This is a genomic window from Xanthomonas sp. NCPPB 3583 (genome assembly GCF_041475715.2).
GTDB classification, from domain to species: Bacteria; Pseudomonadota; Gammaproteobacteria; order Xanthomonadales; family Xanthomonadaceae; genus Xanthomonas; species Xanthomonas euvesicatoria.
Genome location: NZ_CM191263.1, coordinates 1,969,488 through 1,986,753, shown reverse-complemented (window position 1 = coordinate 1,986,753; position 17,266 = coordinate 1,969,488). Strand labels below are relative to the sequence as shown.

The window sequence follows — 17,266 nt, the reverse complement described above, 5'->3', positions numbered from 1 at the left end:
ATGACTACGCCCAGTACGCTGTCTGCATTGAGCATCGCCGGCTCCGACTCCGGGGGCGGCGCCGGCATCCAGGCCGACCTCAAGACCTTCGCCGCGCACCGCGTGCATGGGTTGTCGGCGATTACCGCATTGACCGCGCAACACACCCGCGCCGTCACCGCCGTGCATCTTCCACCACTGCCCTTTCTGCAGGCGCAGGTGGATGCATGCTTCGCCGATTTCGAGATCCAGGCGGTCAAACTCGGCATGCTGGCCAATGCCGACGTCATTCATTGCGTGGCCGACCTGCTTGAGCGATATCGCCCACCGTTCGTGGTGCTCGACCCGGTGATGGTATCCACCAGCGGCGCGCGCCTGCTCGAAGATGCGGCACTGGATGCGCTGCGCACGCGCTTGCTGCCGCTGGCCACCCTGGTCACCCCCAACACGCCCGAGGCCGAGTTGCTGACCGGCCGCCGCATCAACAGCGCCGACGCCGCCGAACATGCCACCGCCGCCTTGCTCGACCTGGGCGCCAACGCCGTGCTGCTCAAGGGCGGACATCTGCACGAAGGCGCACGCGTGCTCGACCGCTTCGATGACGGCGTGACCCAGGATGTGTTCATGCACCCGCGCCTGCAGGTCGATGCGCACGGCACCGGCTGCAGCCTATCGGCGGCGATTGCCGCACAGCTGTGCCAGGGCCTGTCGTTGCTCAATGCCTGCGAAGCGGCGATCGATTACGTTGCACGCGCCATCCGCATTGGCCAACGCCCCGGCCACAGCGATGTGCTGGTGCTCGACCACTTCGGCGCCGCGCCCGGCGCATGAGCGTGCAGACCGACACCCTGCTCGCCAGCGCTGCAGATGGGCATCGCTGGCAGGTCATCCGTTGCGCACCGCCGCACCCGACGACAACGCTGCTGTGGCTGCCGGCATTGGGCGTGGCAGCGCGGCATTACCAACCCTTCGCACAGGCGCTCGCGTCCACCGGCGTTGCGGTGTATCTGCACGAATGGCGCGGCAATGGCAGCAGCACGCTGCGCCCGTCGCGTGAGCACGATTGGGGCTATCGCACGCTGCTTGCAGACGACCTTCCCGCCAGCCACGCCCTGCTCGATATCCACGACCCGCAGCTGCCGCGCATGGTCGGTGGACACAGCCTCGGCGGTCAGCTCGCGTGCTGCTACGCCGCGCTGCATCCGGTGCAATTCGCCGAGCTCTGGCTGGTGGCCAGCGGCTCGCCGTACTGGCGCAATTTTCCCGTGCCGATGCGTTACGGCCTGCCCCTGGCGTTTCGGTTGTTGCCTTGGCTGGCGCGCAGGCAGGGCGTGCTGCACGGGCGCAAGCTCGGTTTTGGCGGTACCGAAGCACGCAGCCTGATTGCCGACTGGGCGCAGGTCGGCCGCAGCAATCGCTATCGCGCGGCAGGCGCGCCATGGGACCTGGAACGGGCACTGGGCCAACTGCGCGTGCCGATCCGCGCAGTGACCCTTGCGCGCGACACGTTGGGTCCGGCAGGTGCGCTGCGCGCATTACTGGACAAGATGCCGCAGGCACACCCACGCCATGTGCGATTGGACGATGGGCACCTCGGCGCACGCAGCGATCATTTCGCGTGGATGAAAACGCCTGCGGCCGTGGTCGCTGCGCTGCGTGACGCGCCTGACCACGACCTCGACGGCGCTGGAATTTCACAAAGGGATTGACGGCCCCGTCGGTCATCCGCATAATTCCGCTCCTGACGAGGCGCCCGTAGCTCAGTTGGATAGAGTACCTGGCTACGAACCAGGCGGTCGGGAGTTCGAATCTCTCCGGGCGCACCATCCTCAGAACAAGAAGAATAAGAAGACAGCACGCACGCGCTGATTTTCAGTTAAAAAGATCCGATCGCCCTGCGTCAGATCTGCAAGTCAAAACAAGATATGCGCCCGTAGCTCAGTTGGATAGAGTACCTGGCTACGAACCAGGCGGTCGGGAGTTCGAATCTCTCCGGGCGCACCAATCTTGAAGAAAACGACCAGCTTGCTGGTCTTTTTTTTGCCCGTCGTTTTTGCCGAAGCAGACGATGGCGCGCATTGCGTTGCATTGAGTGTGCTGTTCCATCGCGCGACGCCGATCTCTGAGCAACGCGCTCGCCGACGTCACAGGCCCGCCTCCAGGGCAATCAGGCCGTGGCAGCAGCCGCGTTCGCGTCGGCAACCACCGTCACCGGCACCAGCGATGTCACCGGATGCCCGGCATCGCGCCATGCATCCAGACCGCCCAACAGTGGCCGCACATCGCGGTACCCGCGCTCGCGCATCCGCGCGGCCAGCCATGCTGCAGACACCTCGTCCGGACACGCGCAGTAGATCACCACGCTACGATCACGCGGCACGCTGGCAAGGATGAGCGCCAGCTGACGCTCATCAGCGAACACGGCGCCAGGAATCGTGTATGGCTGCAACTGGCGATAGCTCGGGGCGCGAATATCCAGCACGGTCGGTCGCAGGCTTTCTTCGCCATCCAATAACGGCACCAGCTCCTCTACCACGATGCGCGCATGCTCCAGCGATCGCAACAGGCTCTGCCGTCGCCACCAGCGCCAACCGACATAGCCGGCCAGAAAGGCCGCCAAGACCACGATCGCGCCCGAGCCGAGTTCGGACAGCAAGGCGAGCACGTCCTGCACCTGACGCGCGAACACAGCACCCACGCCCAGGCCGACCAATGCCCACAACGATGCACCGAAGGCGTCGTATCGCAGGAACGCCGCAGGACGTACCCGCATTGCCCCGGCCATCGGCACCGAGACCATCGACAAGCCCGGCACGAACTTGGCGACCGCCAGCACGCGCACGCCCCAGCGCGAAAAAAAGCGCTCGGTCTGCTTCATGCAGCTGTCGCGTGAGAGCGACAGCCGACACAGCGACTGCAAGGTGCGGTTACCAAAGCGGCGACCGGCCAGATACCAGACCAGATCGCCCAAGAGACTTGCCGCGACAGACACCGCCAACGCCGCAAGCCCGGCCAGCCAGGCATCGCCGCCCCCTTGCAACGCATAGCTGGCACCGACCAGCACCAGGGTCGGCAGCGCTGGCACCGGCAGCCCCAGCGACAACGCCAGCACGTTGGCGAACACCAGCGCCAATCCGTACTGTTCGATCAAGCCTTGCATGCGACGACCCTGCGCGACGGCGGGGCACCATTATCCGCCCTCCCTCACGGCGGCGACTGCCCGGCAGCGACGGAACGATACGTTGCGGCCAAGGCGTGCAACCAGCGCTCGAACAGGCCTTCGCTACGCAAGGCGCGCCGCCACCAGCTCAATGCCTCCCCTTCTTCGCCCGGCCGCCATGCCAGATAAAAGGTTTCGTCGGGCTTGCGGGTGTCCACCTGCACCTCCCGCAGCCGGCCCTCCTGCAGCGCCCCGCGCGCATACGGTTCGGGCAGAAAGCCGTAGCCGGCGCCGGCCAGTTGCAGCAGCAGCTTGGTCTGCATGTCGGGCACGGTGAGCACATCGCGCCCGGAGAGCAGCCCGACCGTGCGCGGCAGCAGGCGCCGCGCCGAGTCCGCCACGGCAATTGCACGGTGTTCGGCCAGCTCCGCCGCGCCCAGCAGGCCGGCTTCCGCCAGCGGAGACGTGGATGCCACGGCAAACACGAACCGCAACGTGCCGATCGGCTCGGCCACATAGCCGCCGCCACTGGGCCCCTCGCCCGCCGCCACGATCAGGTCCACGCGCCTGTCCAGCAGCGCCTCCCAACTGCCTGACAACGACTCGCTCAGCACGCGCAACCGCGTGCTGTCGGCCACGGTGTAGAAGTCCAGGATCTGCGGCTGCAGCAAGGCCGCAGGCAGCACCCCATCCAGCCCGATCGCAAAATCCGACTCCCAGCCGGAGGCCACGCGCCGCACCCGCACCTCCAGCTCTTGCGCGGCACGCAGCAAGTGGCGCCCCTCGCGCAACAGCTCGCGGCCCGCCTGGGTCGGCGTGGCCTTGGGCCCCACCCGCTCGAACAGCTGCACGCCCAGATCCTCTTCCAGTTTGGACACCGTGTAGGAAATCGTCGAAGGCACCTTGAACAGCACCTTGGCTGCGGCCGCGAACGAGCCACGCCGGTCGATGGCATCCAGGATCTGCAGTGCTTCCAGGCTGATTTTCATTGTTCGAAATTTTCGATGATAGCGGCCAAATCTACTCGCTTTTTGTGCCGGACGCAGAGGTGGAGACTACGCATCAAGCCGCTGGACACCGATCGCCCAGCGCCAATTTCAAACCTTCCAGGAGAAGCAGCATGTTGAATGTCCGCAAGAGCGAAACCCGTGGCCGCGCCGAACATGGCTGGCTGTCCTCACGCCATACCTTCTCCTTTGCCAGCTATCACGATCCGCGCCATATGGGCATTGGCCCGCTACGGGTGATCAACGAGGACAAGGTGCAACCGGGCGAAGGCTTCGGCACCCACGCTCACCGCGACATGGAGATCATTTCCTATGTCCTGGGCGGCGCGCTGGAACACAAGGACAGCATGGGCACCGGCTCGGTCCTGCATTATGGCGACGTGCAGCGGATGAGCGCCGGCAGCGGCGTGACGCACAGCGAGTTCAATCACTCAGCCAGCGAGCCCGTGCACTTCCTGCAGATCTGGGTAATGCCCGAGCGTGCCGGCATCGAGCCAAGCTACGAAGAAAAGCACTTCGATGCCGAGAGCAAGCGTAACCAGTTGCGCTTGATCGCCTCGCCAGGCGGTGACCATGGCTCCCTGCGCCTGCACCAGGACGCACGCCTGTATGCCTCGATCCTGGATGGCCAGGCGCGTTTGCAGCAGCCGCTGGCCGAAGGCCGCATCGGCTACGTGCAGGTGGCCCGCGGCAGCCTGAGCGTCAATGGGCAAGCGCTATCGGCTGGCGACGCGGTGCAGATCGTCGGCGAGCCGGAAATCGTACTGGCCGACGCACGCGATGCCGAGGTCCTGGTGTTCGACCTGCCCAAGTAAGCAAGGCTGGATGGATGGCGTACCTGCGCAGGATTGGTGTGCGATGCGCTGGCCAGTGCCGAAACAAACAAAGCCCGCTCACGCGGGCTTTGTCTTGTGCGCAGCTTCTTGGGAGCTGACCAAACCTGACGCGGCAGCTGATGGCACGTGGCTTACGCACTGTGCCTTGATGCCCAAGATCCGCGAGACGGACATGCGATTTGCGACTGCCGGTTGCGCGCTGCGATCGATGCGTTGCAAATCGCCGCTCGCATCTTTACTGCGGTCGATAGGTCGTCGCAGCGGCGCTGATGGCAGCGACTGCCTCAGCACCGCAGGTTCGGGCACTTGCGCCCAGATCCACTCCTAAAGGAAGTTGCAATATGTGAGGGCACATCACGACGTCGCTTGCGAAACGCAGTGAACCATCATCACGCTACTTTCGCTGTCGCGCGCCGCGCAGCCTGCGCATCGACCTGCACTGGCGCGCGATCCGCCCCGCCATCCGCATCGCCATTGACCAAGGCGAACAGCGCATCCGCATCGCCTTCCAGCACGCGCGCCGAACGCGCCAGGTCGCCCACCATCTGCGCCTGGTCGCGCGCCTGCACGCCGATCGACTGCAACGCGGTATTGGCGCTGGAAATGTCCAGCGCCTGATCATGGCTGGCGGCGGCGATCTGCTCCACGGTCGCAGTGACGCGCAGGACCGACGTCACCATGTCCTGCATCACCACACCGGCCTGCTCGGCCAGGCGCGAGCCATCGCCGACCTGATCGGTCGCGTTGTCGATCAGGGACCGGATCTCCCTGGCCGACACGCTGCAGCGCTGCGCAAGGCTACGCACTTCGGTCGCCACCACCGCAAAACCGCGCCCCTGTTCGCCCGCACGCGCCGCCTCGACCGCAGCGTTCAGGGCCAGGATGTTGGTCTGAAACGCGATGCCGTCGATCACCTCGATGATCTGACCGATGCGGTCGGTCGCCGAGCGGATGCCGGCGGTGGTCTTGACCACATCGGCAATGACCTCGGCACCGCGCCGCGCCACCGTGGCCGAGTCTTCGGCCATGCGCCGCGCCGAACCGGCATTCTCGGAATTGGCCCGCACCGTTGCGGCCAGCTGATCGATCGTGCTCGAGGTCTGCGCCACCGCAGCAGACTGCGTAGACACGCGACTGACCAGCTCCTGGTTGCTCACGGAAATATGGTGCGCCTCGCGCTGCACGTTCTGCGCAATGCTCATGGTCTGCAGCATCAAATCGCGCATCCGTTCGGCCGAACGCACCTGGTCAGTGACGTCGGTTGCGTATTTGACCACCTTGTAGGGTCGCCCGGAGACGTCCAGGATCGGGTTGTAGGAAGCCTGGATCCATACCGTGCTGCCATCCTTGCGCAGTCGGCGATAACGTCCCGCATCGAACTGGCCGCTCGCCAGTTTTGCCCAGAACTGCCGGTACTCCTCGGACGCGCAGTAGGCCGCATCGACGAACACGCTGTGGTGTTGGCCGATCGCCTCGGCCGCCGGATACCCCATGATGGTCAGGAAGTTTTCGTTCGCACCGAGCACGTTCCCTTGCAGGTCGAACTCGATCACCCCCATGACCTTGTCGATCGCCCGGATACGCCCGTCCGCATCGGCCGAATCGATCACCTGGCGGGTCACGTCGGTGGCGTACTTGACCACCTTGTACGGTCGCCCGTGCTCATCGAGCACCGGGTTGTAGGACGCCTGGATCCACACCTCCCTGCCGTCCTTGCCGATGCGCCGATAGCGGCCCGCATCGAAGGCACCGCGCCCGAGCGAATCCCAGAACGCGCGATACGCAGCCGACTGGCGCGTGCCGGCATCGACAAACATGCCATGGTGCTTGCCGCGAATCTCCTCGAGCCGGTAGCCCATCACGTGCAGGAAATTCTGGTTGGCCGCGAGCACGGTGCCGTCCAGCGAAAACTCGATGACCGCCATCACCTTGTCGATGGCGTCGATGCGCCCCTCGAAGTCGGCTGTCTGGCGTACCTGCGCAGTGATGTCGGTGGCGTACTTCACCACGCGATATGCCTTGCCGGATCGATCCAGCAACGGGTTGTAGGAGGCATTGATCCACACCTCGTGCCCGCGCTTGTCCAGCCGGCAGAAGCGCCCGGCATTGAAGTCGCCGCGCCGCAGCCCTTCCCAGAAGTGCCGATAGCTTTCGCTGTCGCGATCTGCGGCCGTCACGAACATGCGGTGGTGCTGGCCGACCACCTCGTCCAGCCGATACCCCATCAGGGCCAGGAAGTTCGAGTTTGCATCCAGAATGCGACCGTCCAGATCGAACTCGATCACCGCCATCACCCGGTCCACCGCTGCGACCTTGTGTTGCAGCCCGCGACCCCAGAAGGAGAACACACGTCCAAGCAGGTGCGATAGGCGCATCACGTCAACATCCGAGATATGGTTCACGTCCTTAGCGACCCATGCGCCGGTTACTTGACCCCCACCACGTACCGCATCTACAAGGCGGTTCAGATGCGTAAGGCAGCGGCGACGCGCTCCGGCGCGAAGCGGCAATGGCACTGGCCCTGAGTTGCCTTTATGGCATCCCGGGCAGGCGATCCAACGGGGTGCAAGACCTCAATAGCTGCGCTGCCAGCCTCGACTGCCGAATATCGATAGGCCTTTCACGCCGGGTCTTCGGCCCCGGTTCTGGCTTTGGTTGGTTTTGGTTTTGATCCTTATTCCTTGGATGGTTCGCTGGAGTGCAGTGGCGCATCGCTCCAGTTGCAGCAGCGACAAATCCAACGCTGTACTCTCGCGCGCAGAATCAGCGCCTTCGTACACCACCCGCCTGCATGCGCAAGGCGGCAAAAAACCGAAGTGCCCAAGACGCCATCGATACGAGGCTCATTACTGACGTCGATGCGCCTGGCTCGATGCGCTGCACGGCGCGTTGGCGTACACGACACTGGAGAGTGCTGCTTCGCCAGGTGTCGCGCCCTCTCCGCAAGCGCATGCCACCACCATGCCAATGGAATGACATGTCAGAGATGCGCCGAAATCCGGCGGAGGGGCAGCGAGCAAGCAGGACGCGACCTCTTCGCAACGCGACAAGGAATCTCACGCTCGCGCTGCAGGCGCCTAAGGCGTCACTATCGACTGTCGAGCGATGCGAGCAAGACCAGGGCCTTCGCTAGCTGGCAACTCTCATGCTTGAGATGCAGCCGGTGAGAGACGCAAAGAATCGTTACCAGCCTCCGGCTAGCAACCGAGCTCGGAGGCGATACTCCCTGAAGCACTGTGGCCGCTGGCGACGCGCGCACAGCGTGACCCTTTCGCCGTCCTCACTGATGGCCTGGGTACTGTTGGCAGGAGTGTGCTCCAGGGCGTCTGCAGCGTTGAACCAACGCCAGCGAGCACCCACGGATATCGCAGACTTCGACGACACGCATTGCCGCAGGCGACGCTCTCAAGCAGCATCGCCTTCTCGACGAACCCGCAGCACAAATAAAAACGCCCGCAAATCAGTGATTTGCGGGCGTTTAGAACACTGGCGGAGCGAGAGGGATTCGAACCCTCGATAGAGCTTTTGACCCTATACTCCCTTAGCAGGGGAGCCCCTTCAGCCGCTCGGGCATCGCTCCAGTTTTTTGCTGCCTGCCGCGATGTCCGTGGCAGGCCGCGAAGAATACCGGGTAAGAGGGGCTAACGTAAACCCTTGACAACGATCAATTCGAAGAATCGTCACCGTGATGTGCGCCGGAAGCGACCGGCTCATCCCCACGCTGGATGCGCTGATAGATTTCTTCGCGATGCACAGCCACATCCTTAGGTGCGGTGATACCGATACGCACCTGATTGCCCTTGACGCCGAGAACGGTCACGGTGACCGAGTCGCCGATCATCAAGGTTTCGCCTACCCGGCGAGTGAGGATCAACATTTTGCAAATCTCCTGGAACCGGTGGATTTCCCACCAGCATCGACGGCCTCCTGACTGAGACGCGCCCTACGTAAAGGGAATAGACCAGAAATGGTAGCGGGACATCCTGCTAGCCAGCAAGGCATAGCAGGACAAGTGTTCAGCCCAAGTGTTGCTTGACCCAGAGGGGCACACCGTCGAGTGCGGTCGCAAGGGCGGGCCCGTCCTCGCCACCACCCTGGGCGAGATCCGGACGGCCGCCGCCCTTGCCGCCGATCTGACTGGCGATGTGACCGAGGAGTTCCCCTGCCTTCACCTTGCCAGTTGGGCTGCCGTTCACACCGGCGACGAGCGCCACCTTGCCGCCCGAAGCGCCAGCCAGCACGATGACCGAATCGCCGAGCTGCTGCTTCAGGCGATCCATCGCATCGCGCAGCGCCTTGGCATCGAAGCCCTCCAGACGCACCGCGACAACCTTGACTCCGACAACATCGATCGCGCTAGCGCCCAAATCGGCAGTCGCACCCGACGCCAACTTGGCCTTGAGCGATTCCAGCTCGCGCTCCAGCCGCTTCTGGCGCTCGGTCAGTGCGCGCACCTTGTCCACCACCTCGCTGGTGTTGCCGCCGAGCAGATTGGCCGCTTCCAGCAGGCGACGTTCCTCGTCAGCCACATAGTCCAGCGCGCCCTGCCCGGTCACCGCTTCGATACGACGCACGCCCGACGACACGCCGCCTTCGGAGGTGATCTTGAACAAGCCGATGTCGCCGGTGCGGGTGACGTGGGTACCGCCACACAGCTCAGTGGAATAGCCGCCCATCTTGAGCACGCGGACGTTTTCTCCGTACTTCTCGCCGAACAGCGCCATCGCGCCGAAATCCAGCGCCTCCTGCATGGCCATGTTGTGCACTTCCACGCCATGGTTGGCGCGCACTTCGGCGTTGACCTTGCGCTCGATCACAGCGAGCTCGTCGGCAGTGATCGGCTGGAAGTGCGAGAAGTCAAAGCGCAGACGATCAGGCGCGACCAGCGAACCCTTCTGTTGCACATGCGTTCCCAGGACTTCGCGCAGGGCGGCGTGCAGCAGATGGGTGGCCGAGTGGTTGAGGATGGTCTTGCCGCGACGTTGCGTGTCGATCCCGCCGGCAAGCACATCGCCAAGCGCGAGCGCGCCTTCGCTGATGCGCCCCACATGCCCGTGGAACTGGCCTGCGAACTTCTGCGTATCGGTAACGTTGATCGACACGCCGGGGCCGCTCAGCTGGCCGCTGTCGCCGACCTGGCCGCCCGACTCGGCATAGAACGGCGTGCGGTCGGTGAACACGATCACCTCATCGCCCGCTTCCGCACGTTCGACCGGGCGGCCCTGCTTGAGCAATGCCACGACCTTGAGGGCATCGGCATCGTACGCTTCGTAGCCCAGGAACACGGTCGGCGACATGCTGGCGACCAGGTCCGCCGGCAATGCGACGCCACCGCCGAACTTGCCAGCCGCGCGCGCCGTCTCGCGCTGGCGCTCCATCGCGAACTCGAAGCCCTCCATGTCCACGCGCATGCCGCGCTCGCGCGCGATGTCGGCAGTCAGGTCGACCGGGAAGCCGTAAGTGTCGTACAGCCGAAACGCGTCGGCGCCCGGGATGATGTCCTGCGAGCGCGATGCGACCTCGTCGAAGATCTTCATGCCGGCGTCCAGCGTCTCGGCAAAGCGCTCTTCTTCGGCCAACAGCGCGCGCGCCACAGTGTCCTGCGCCACCACCAGCTCGGGATAGGCTTCGCCCATCAGCTCCACCAGCGTGGGCACCATCTTGCTGAAGAACGGCTGGCGCACGCCCAACATCCAACCATGGCGCAGCGCACGCCGGATGATCCGGCGCAGCACATAGCCGCGGCCTTCGTTGGAGGGCAACACGCCATCGACGATGAGGAAAGAACAGGCGCGGATGTGATCGGCGATTACCCGCAGCGACTTATTCTCCAGATCGGTGATGCCGGTCAGCGCACTGGCCTTGCCGATCAACGCCTGGAACAGGTCGATTTCATAGTTGGTATGGACGTGCTGCAGGATCGCAGCCAGACGCTCCAAGCCCATGCCCGTGTCCACGCACGGCGCCGGCAGCGGCACCAGGGTGCCGTCGGGCTGGCGATCGAACTGCATGAAGACCAGGTTCCAGATCTCGATGAAGCGGTCGCCGTCTTCATCCGGGGACCCCGGTGGACCACCGGCGATGTGATCGCCGTGGTCGAAGAAGATTTCGGTACACGGGCCGCAAGGGCCAGTATCGGCCATCTGCCAGAAATTGTCCGACGCGTAGGGGGCACCCTTGTTGTCGCCAATGCGCACGATGCGGCTTTCAGGGATGCCGATCATGTCGCGCCACAACGCGAAGGCTTCTTCGTCGGTGTGATAGACGGTGACCAGCAGGCGGTCGGCCGGCAGCTTCCAGACCTGGGTCAACAGTTCCCATGCCCAGGCGATGGCGTCCTTCTTGAAATAGTCGCCGAACGACCAGTTGCCGAGCATTTCGAAGAAGGTGTGGTGGCGTGCAGTGTAGCCCACCGAGTCCAGATCGTTGTGCTTGCCACCGGCACGCAGGCAGCGCTGCACGTCTGCAGCACGGACGTAGCTGCGCTTCTCCGCGCCAAGGAAGACGTCCTTGAACTGGACCATGCCGGAGTTGGTAAACAGCAAGGTGGGGTCGTTGCCCGGCACCAGCGGCGCGGATGGCACGATGGTGTGGCCCTTCCCCTCGAAGAACGCGAGGAAGTCACTACGAATCTGGGAAGTGCTGAATTTGGCAGGTGCGTTCATGTGCTGGCATTGGGCGGGCGGCAGTCCCGGTCACCCAATGACATGTGGGCGCAGATGAGCGGAACAACCTGAAACCACGAAGGGTAGCAGGCCTGACGCCCTCAGTCCTCAAGGTCGAAGCGCGTGGCGGCGCGAATGCTGTTGCCGTCGAAACCCCGCCGGGCCAGCAGATCGGCGGCCTTGCGCCGCTGCGGAAGGTCGGTTGGGCCTTGTTCGCCGAACCGACGGCGGATCAGGTCGCGCGCGTTTTCGGCCCAATCCCCTTCGAAGGTCGCCAAGGCGGCACTGATGGCCTCGCTATCCAGGCCATGGGTCCCGAGCTCGGCACGAATATGCAGCGGGCCATAACCAGAACCGGCGCGATTGCGCACCACTGCAGCAGCGAAGCGGGTGTCGTCCTGCCACCCCTCGTCCGTGAGCCGATCGACGGCCGCCTGCGCCGCATCTGGCTCGATCCCGCGGGCGAGCAGCTTGCGGTTCAATTCCTTGCGCGAATGTTCGCGCCGCACCAATAGGCCGAGTGCGCGCTGGACCGGCGTCTGTTCCTTGAACCGGCGCCCCTGCTTTGGTGCGGGCTCTTGCTCGTCCATCGTTGAGGTGTCCCGAATGGCCAAGATCAGTTACGACATCAATGCGCCGTCCATGGCGCCTGCCCTCCTGGCCTTCGATAGATCTACCGCGAGAAGCGACGGCACTGACTCCGCCCTCCCCGCGATAGAAAAACTTCAACACGCTCTAACCTGCTGCCCCAGCGCCGGGCGGACGTGGGCGGCAATGGAGCGGTGGCGTACTGTGCGAGGTTCCGCCCACCGCTCACCAACAGCATCAGCATCACCGTCACCGATTCCCGGCAAACCGACTCCGGCGACTGGTGATGTTGTGCGGCTGCAACTTATTCCTTGTCTTCGTCGTCGCCGGCCTCGCGCGGTGCTTCGGCAGGCTGGAACTTCTCACGCAACTCGGCTTCCAGCCGGGTCGCAACCTGCGGGTTGTCGCGCAGGTAGGTCCGCGCGTTGTCCTTGCCCTGCCCGATGCGCTCATCGCCGTAGCTGTACCAGGCGCCGGCCTTGTCGACCAGCTTGGCTTCCACGCCCATGTCGATCAATTCACCCTCGCGGCTGATACCTTCGCCATACAGGATTTCGGTCACGACCTGCTTGAACGGAGGCGCCAGCTTGTTCTTGACCACCTTGATCTTGGTCTGGTTGCCGATGATCTCGTCGCCCTTCTTGATCGCACCGATACGGCGGATATCCAGACGCACCGAGGCGTAGAACTTCAGCGCGTTGCCGCCGGTGGTCACTTCCGGGCTCTGGCCCGGCATCATGACGCCGATCTTCATGCGCAGCTGATTGATGAAGACCACCAGCGTGTTGGAGCGCTTGATATTGCCGGTGAGCTTGCGCAGCGCCTGGCTCATCAGGCGAGCCTGCAAACCAGGCAACTGGTCGCCCATCTCGCCTTCGATTTCCGCCTTTGGCGTCAGTGCGGCAACCGAGTCGACCACCACGATATCAACCGAACCCGAGCGCACCAGCATGTCGGCAATTTCCAGTGCCTGCTCACCGGTATCGGGCTGCGACAGCAGCAGGTCGTCGACGTTGACGCCCAGCTTGGCCGCATAAATCGGGTCCAGCGCGTGCTCGGCGTCGATGAAGGCAGCGGTGCCGCCGTTCTTCTGGCACTGGGCGATGGCTTGCAGGGTCAAGGTGGTCTTGCCGGAGGATTCCGGGCCGTAGATTTCGACCACGCGGCCCTTCGGCAGGCCGCCGATCCCCAGGGCGATATCCAGCATCAACGAGCCGGTCGGGATGACTTCGACTGCCTCGATGACGCGGTCGCCCATGCGCATGACCGAACCCTTGCCGAATTGCTTTTCGATCTGGCTCAGTGCGGCGGAAAGGGCGCGCTTCTTGTTCTCGTCCATCTGGGTGATCCTCGTCAGTGATTTCGGTATGGGGCTAATGTAGCGGCGGTGTATCGCACAGGCTGAGACTGCAGGCGACACACTCAGATTAGGGAGGCGGAAGGTCCCGTGGCAGCGGGAAATCCTGCGGTGCCAGCTCGGAGAAACGCCGGCACGGCCATCGGCACAGACCTCAGCGGTTAGGCCTCAACAGTCCGCAATACAGTCCTTCAATCGCGAAATCCTGATCCGGTAGCACCTCAATGGGCGCGTAGTCTGGATTGCGCGGCAACAGCCGGATGCGGTCCTTGCCGATCTTCAGCAGCTTTACCGTGATTTCCTCATCGATCCGCGCCACCACGATCTGCCCCGAGCGCGCGTCGCGGGTACGGTGCACGCCGATCAGATCGCCATTGAAGATGCCTTCGTCGCGCATCGAATCGCCTTGCACCTTGAGCAGATAATCCGGCGAGGGCGAGAAAAACACACGATCCAGTACAACGAAGTCGTCCGAGCCGATATCGGCACCGATCGGCAAACCCGCCGCAACGCGGCCCAGCACCGGCAGGCGCAGCACATCGTCGCGGGCCGCCTCGCTCACCGGAGCCGTGCGTGTCTGCGCACCCTGCCCGGCCAGCCGTATCCCGCGCGCCTGGCCTGGAACGCGGCGGATCGCCCCCGCATGCTCCAGCGCTTCCAGGTGATATTGCGCCGCGCGGACGCCCTTGAAGCCGAACGCGCGCGAGATCTCGGTCTGCGACGGCGGAACACCATCGGCATCGATGCGCTCGGCGATCAAGGCCAGGATTGCTTGCTGGGTATCGGTCAGGTCCATGGTTAGTAGTATTACTACTAACGAGCGCCCGCGCAAGTGTTCGCCGCGCCCTGCCTGTACGCCACCACGATGCCCACGCGTCGCGCGCTAGCGCCGGCTTCGCCAGATCGAAAACAGGATCCAGATACCGCACAGCGCCGCGCCGATGAAACCGCCCACACCCAGCGCGAGCAACCAGCGGCTGGCGCTCCCGCCGACGCTGTTCATGACGATCGAGGAGCCGATCACCAACGCGGCAGTCACGATCCCCATCGTGAGGCGATTGGCCGCGCGGTCGACCTGCTCGCCGAACTCGCGCAATGCGCGTGTTTCGATCTGAAGCTGCAGCTTGCCGCGGCGTGCGGCTTGCAACAGGCGCTTGAGGTCGCGCGGCAGATCGCCGATCAGGTCGATTGCGCCAGTCACGGTCCGCCGGCCGCGCCGCACGATGGCGCGCGGCGCATAGCGCTGCAACACCACGCGTTCCAGATATGGGCGCGCCTCGGTGGCCATGTCGAAGTCCGGATCGAGCTGGCGCCCCATGCCTTCCAGGGTGAGAAAGGCCTTGATCATCAGCGCCAGATCCGATGGCAGCGTCAGTCCGTGATCGCGCAGGATGGAAGTGACGTCGCCAAGCATTGCGCCAATACGCAATTCTTTCAGCGGCACGCCGCGATACTCGTCGACGAACGCGCCGATGTCTTGCTGCAAACGCGCCTCGTCGATCTCCAGGCTGGTGCCCGCCCATTCCAGCAAGACGTCGATCACTGCTTCGGCGTCGTAGCTGACCATGCCGTGCAGCAGCTGTGCGACCTGAAACCGACGCTGCTCAGAGACGCGCCCGACCATGCCGAAATCGATGACCGCGATGCGCCCATCGCGCAGGTAAAAAATGTTCCCCGGATGCGGGTCGGCGTGGAAGCAGCCATCCTGCAACACCATCTTGAGCACGATGCCGGCACCAGCACGTGCGAGCGCCCTGCGATCCAGGCCGGCCGCATCGACGGCGAGCAGATCGCGCCCCGGAATTCCATCGATGAATTCCTGCACGTTGAGCGACTCGCAGGTCCACTCCCAGTACACCGCCGGCACCACCACCTGCGTATCGTGCGCGAAGTTGGCGGCGATGCGTTCGGCGTTGCGCCCCTCCGCAGCGAAGTCCAGCTCGCGTCGCAGCGAAACGGTAAATTGCTGCACCACCTCGGAAGGACGGTAGCGCTTGAGATCCGGTGCGCGGGTTTCGACGATTTCAGCAAGCCGGGCGAGCAGGCGCAGATCCGCGTCGATGGTGTCACCGATATCGGGACGACGAATCTTCAATACCACCGGCGTGCCATCGACCAACCACGCGCGATGGGTCTGTGCCAGCGAGGCGGCTGCCAGCGGCTGTTCGTCCAGGCGCGCGAAGACGGTTTCCGGCTCCATGCCCAACGCAGCGACCAGCTGTGGGCGAATCTGCTCGAACGGCAGCGCCGGCACCGCGTTCTGCAGCTCGCTCAATTCTTCGATCCACTCCGGTGGCAGCAGATCCACACGCGTGGCCAGCACCTGGCCCAGTTTGACGAAGGTGGGTCCGAGCTCTTCCAGTGCACGCCGCACGCGCATCGCTGCGGACATGCGCAACCGGCCCTCGGCGTTCTGCCAATGCAACAGCCTGCCGGCGCGCTCAAGCACATCGGCCATGCCGATACGACGCACCACATCGCCGAAGCCGTAGCGGATCAGGACCGAGGCGATTTCCTGCAGCCGCCCAAGATCACGTACCGTGCCGAGTGCTTCCCACATCAGCGCACCGCCTGCGAGCGCGTTGCGCTCAGGCAATGCGTGACACTGCAGTAGATAGCAGCCTGCAACGCGGCGATCGATGGGACAGGAGCAAGAAACGAATGCATTGGCACGCTGGGCGGTGAGCAGACCTTGTTTGTAGCCGATCTGCCCTCCGCTGTCGCGCTCTCGCCTCGTCCAAGCTCAGCGCAGGTTACAAGGCGCGCGCGGTACATGCGCAACAGGCAGCGTTCGCTGATGAGCTGCCTGCACCCGGGTTGCGACATTGTCGCTTCGCAGCCTCGTTGCTGGATGTGCCAAGTAACGCGTCCGCTCAGGGTGCTGCAGCGGCGTGTCGACAACGAGGCCCAGCCAGTTATTGGAACGGCGCTCGGTCACGGCCTTGGGTTTCCAGGCTGTGCGAGATTGCGCCGGAAATGGGGCGCCGCGGATCTGCTGCCGAACGCCATCAGCGAACCCGACGACCGCTAAAGCAGCGCGCTCAACCCGCGCAATGCTGCGACGACGGTCTGACGACGCACCGCATCGCGGTCGCCATTGAACTGGAACAGTTGTGCGGTGGCATAACCGCCACGGCGTTTCCAGCCGATCCAGACCGTGCCGACCGGCTTGTCCTCACTGCCGCCGCCAGGCCCGGCGATGCCGGTCACCGCCACCGCGATGCTTGCGCCGGAATTCACCAGGGCGCCAGAGACCATTTCGATCACCGTTTCGCGACTGACCGCCCCGTGCACTTCCAAGGTCTGTGGGCGGACACCGAGTAGCGCCTGCTTGGCCTCGTAGCTATAGGCGGCCATGCCGCAATCGAACCAGTGCGAGGAGCCGGCGACATCGGTCACCGCCTTGGCGATCCAGCCACCCGTACAACTCTCGGCAGTGACCAGGCGCTCGCGCGCGGCAAGCAATTGCTGCCCGAGGGCTTCGGCCAGCTGCTGCAGTTCGGAATCGGCGGAAAAAGACATGGGCACGGCAAGGAGGGGGCAGCTGACGTTTTAGCCCAATTCGTCGCGCCTGTCTGCCGCTGGCGCCGATTCCGGCTGGGCGCGAGGTGGCCAGGGTTCAGTGGCGATGTGCGGCCAATATGCGGTACGACGGGTCTGGACGGGCTTGCATG

Annotated in this window: 13 protein-coding genes and 3 tRNA genes; 5 read left to right on the top strand and 11 right to left on the bottom strand. The window is 64.3% G+C overall.

The annotated features are described in order from the left end of the window. The 4 genes from thiD to ACCQ07_RS08915 all read left to right on the top strand — a co-directional run bounded on the left by thiD (position 1) and on the right by ACCQ07_RS08915 (position 1,983). Positions 1–810 carry a bifunctional hydroxymethylpyrimidine kinase/phosphomethylpyrimidine kinase gene (gene thiD / locus ACCQ07_RS08930; protein WP_046932148.1) on the top strand — a complete coding sequence of 270 codons (810 nt, stop codon included), beginning with the start codon at positions 1–3 and terminating at the stop codon, positions 808–810. After that, complete coding sequence (locus ACCQ07_RS08925) at positions 807–1,688, top strand: alpha/beta hydrolase family protein (RefSeq protein ID WP_014089989.1); 882 nt, start codon at positions 807–809, stop codon at positions 1,686–1,688. The genes thiD and ACCQ07_RS08925 overlap by 4 nt, the downstream gene beginning before the upstream one ends. 40 nt (positions 1,689–1,728) lie before the next feature. Further along, positions 1,729–1,805 (top strand) — tRNA-Arg (locus ACCQ07_RS08920). 101 nt (positions 1,806–1,906) lie between these two features. After that, positions 1,907–1,983: transfer RNA gene (locus tag ACCQ07_RS08915), tRNA-Arg, on the top strand. 163 nt (positions 1,984–2,146) lie between these two features. On the opposite strand, the gene ACCQ07_RS08910 is transcribed toward ACCQ07_RS08915, so the two are convergent. Both ACCQ07_RS08910 and ACCQ07_RS08905 read right to left on the bottom strand, forming a co-directional pair. After that, complete coding sequence (locus ACCQ07_RS08910; RefSeq protein WP_372363988.1) at positions 2,147–3,139, bottom strand: DedA family protein/thiosulfate sulfurtransferase GlpE; 993 nt, start codon at positions 3,137–3,139, stop codon at positions 2,147–2,149. A 44-nt stretch (positions 3,140–3,183) separates the two neighbouring features. Continuing rightward, the gene (locus ACCQ07_RS08905) at positions 3,184–4,128 is read right to left on the bottom strand and encodes a LysR substrate-binding domain-containing protein (RefSeq protein ID WP_209262027.1); all 945 of its coding nucleotides are present in this window, start codon (positions 4,126–4,128) and stop codon (positions 3,184–3,186) included. A gap of 131 nt (positions 4,129–4,259) precedes the next feature. Here ACCQ07_RS08905 and ACCQ07_RS08900 point away from each other — a divergent pair, with 131 nt between their 5' ends. Beyond that, positions 4,260–4,961 (top strand): pirin family protein, encoded by a 702-nt coding sequence (locus tag ACCQ07_RS08900; RefSeq protein WP_011347116.1) that lies wholly within the window; start codon positions 4,260–4,262, stop codon positions 4,959–4,961. A gap of 410 nt (positions 4,962–5,371) precedes the next feature. Here ACCQ07_RS08900 and ACCQ07_RS08895 read toward each other — a convergent pair whose 3' ends face one another. The 9 genes from ACCQ07_RS08895 to ACCQ07_RS08855 all read right to left on the bottom strand — a co-directional run bounded on the left by ACCQ07_RS08895 (position 5,372) and on the right by ACCQ07_RS08855 (position 17,114). Beyond that, entirely contained in the window at positions 5,372–7,330 is a 1,959-nt protein-coding gene (locus ACCQ07_RS08895) for a methyl-accepting chemotaxis protein (protein ID WP_029819220.1), read from the bottom strand. A 1,139-nt stretch (positions 7,331–8,469) separates the two neighbouring features. Then, positions 8,470–8,562 (bottom strand) — tRNA-Ser (locus ACCQ07_RS08890). Between the two features lie 84 nt (positions 8,563–8,646). Beyond that, entirely contained in the window at positions 8,647–8,859 is a 213-nt protein-coding gene (csrA, locus tag ACCQ07_RS08885) for a carbon storage regulator CsrA (protein WP_003481884.1), read from the bottom strand. 139 nt (positions 8,860–8,998) lie between these two features. Further along, positions 8,999–11,647 (bottom strand): alanine--tRNA ligase, encoded by a 2,649-nt coding sequence (gene alaS, locus ACCQ07_RS08880; RefSeq protein ID WP_008574630.1) that lies wholly within the window; start codon positions 11,645–11,647, stop codon positions 8,999–9,001. Between the two features lie 101 nt (positions 11,648–11,748). Further along, entirely contained in the window at positions 11,749–12,237 is a 489-nt protein-coding gene (gene recX, locus ACCQ07_RS08875; RefSeq protein ID WP_372358973.1) for a recombination regulator RecX, read from the bottom strand. Between the two features lie 302 nt (positions 12,238–12,539). Further along, positions 12,540–13,574, bottom strand: a complete 1,035-nt coding sequence (gene recA, locus ACCQ07_RS08870; RefSeq protein ID WP_008574635.1) for a recombinase RecA — start codon at positions 13,572–13,574, stop codon at positions 12,540–12,542. 172 nt (positions 13,575–13,746) lie between these two features. After that, a complete protein-coding gene (gene lexA / locus ACCQ07_RS08865; RefSeq protein ID WP_011347110.1) occupies positions 13,747–14,388 on the bottom strand; it encodes a transcriptional repressor LexA in 642 nt (213 codons plus the stop codon). Positions 14,389–14,475: 87 nt separating this feature from the next. Next, the gene (ubiB, locus tag ACCQ07_RS08860) at positions 14,476–16,152 is read right to left on the bottom strand and encodes a 2-polyprenylphenol 6-hydroxylase (RefSeq protein ID WP_008574639.1); all 1,677 of its coding nucleotides are present in this window, start codon (positions 16,150–16,152) and stop codon (positions 14,476–14,478) included. A 467-nt stretch (positions 16,153–16,619) separates the two neighbouring features. Continuing rightward, entirely contained in the window at positions 16,620–17,114 is a 495-nt protein-coding gene (locus ACCQ07_RS08855) for a CinA family protein (protein WP_008574640.1), read from the bottom strand. Positions 17,115–17,266 lie beyond the last annotated feature (152 nt).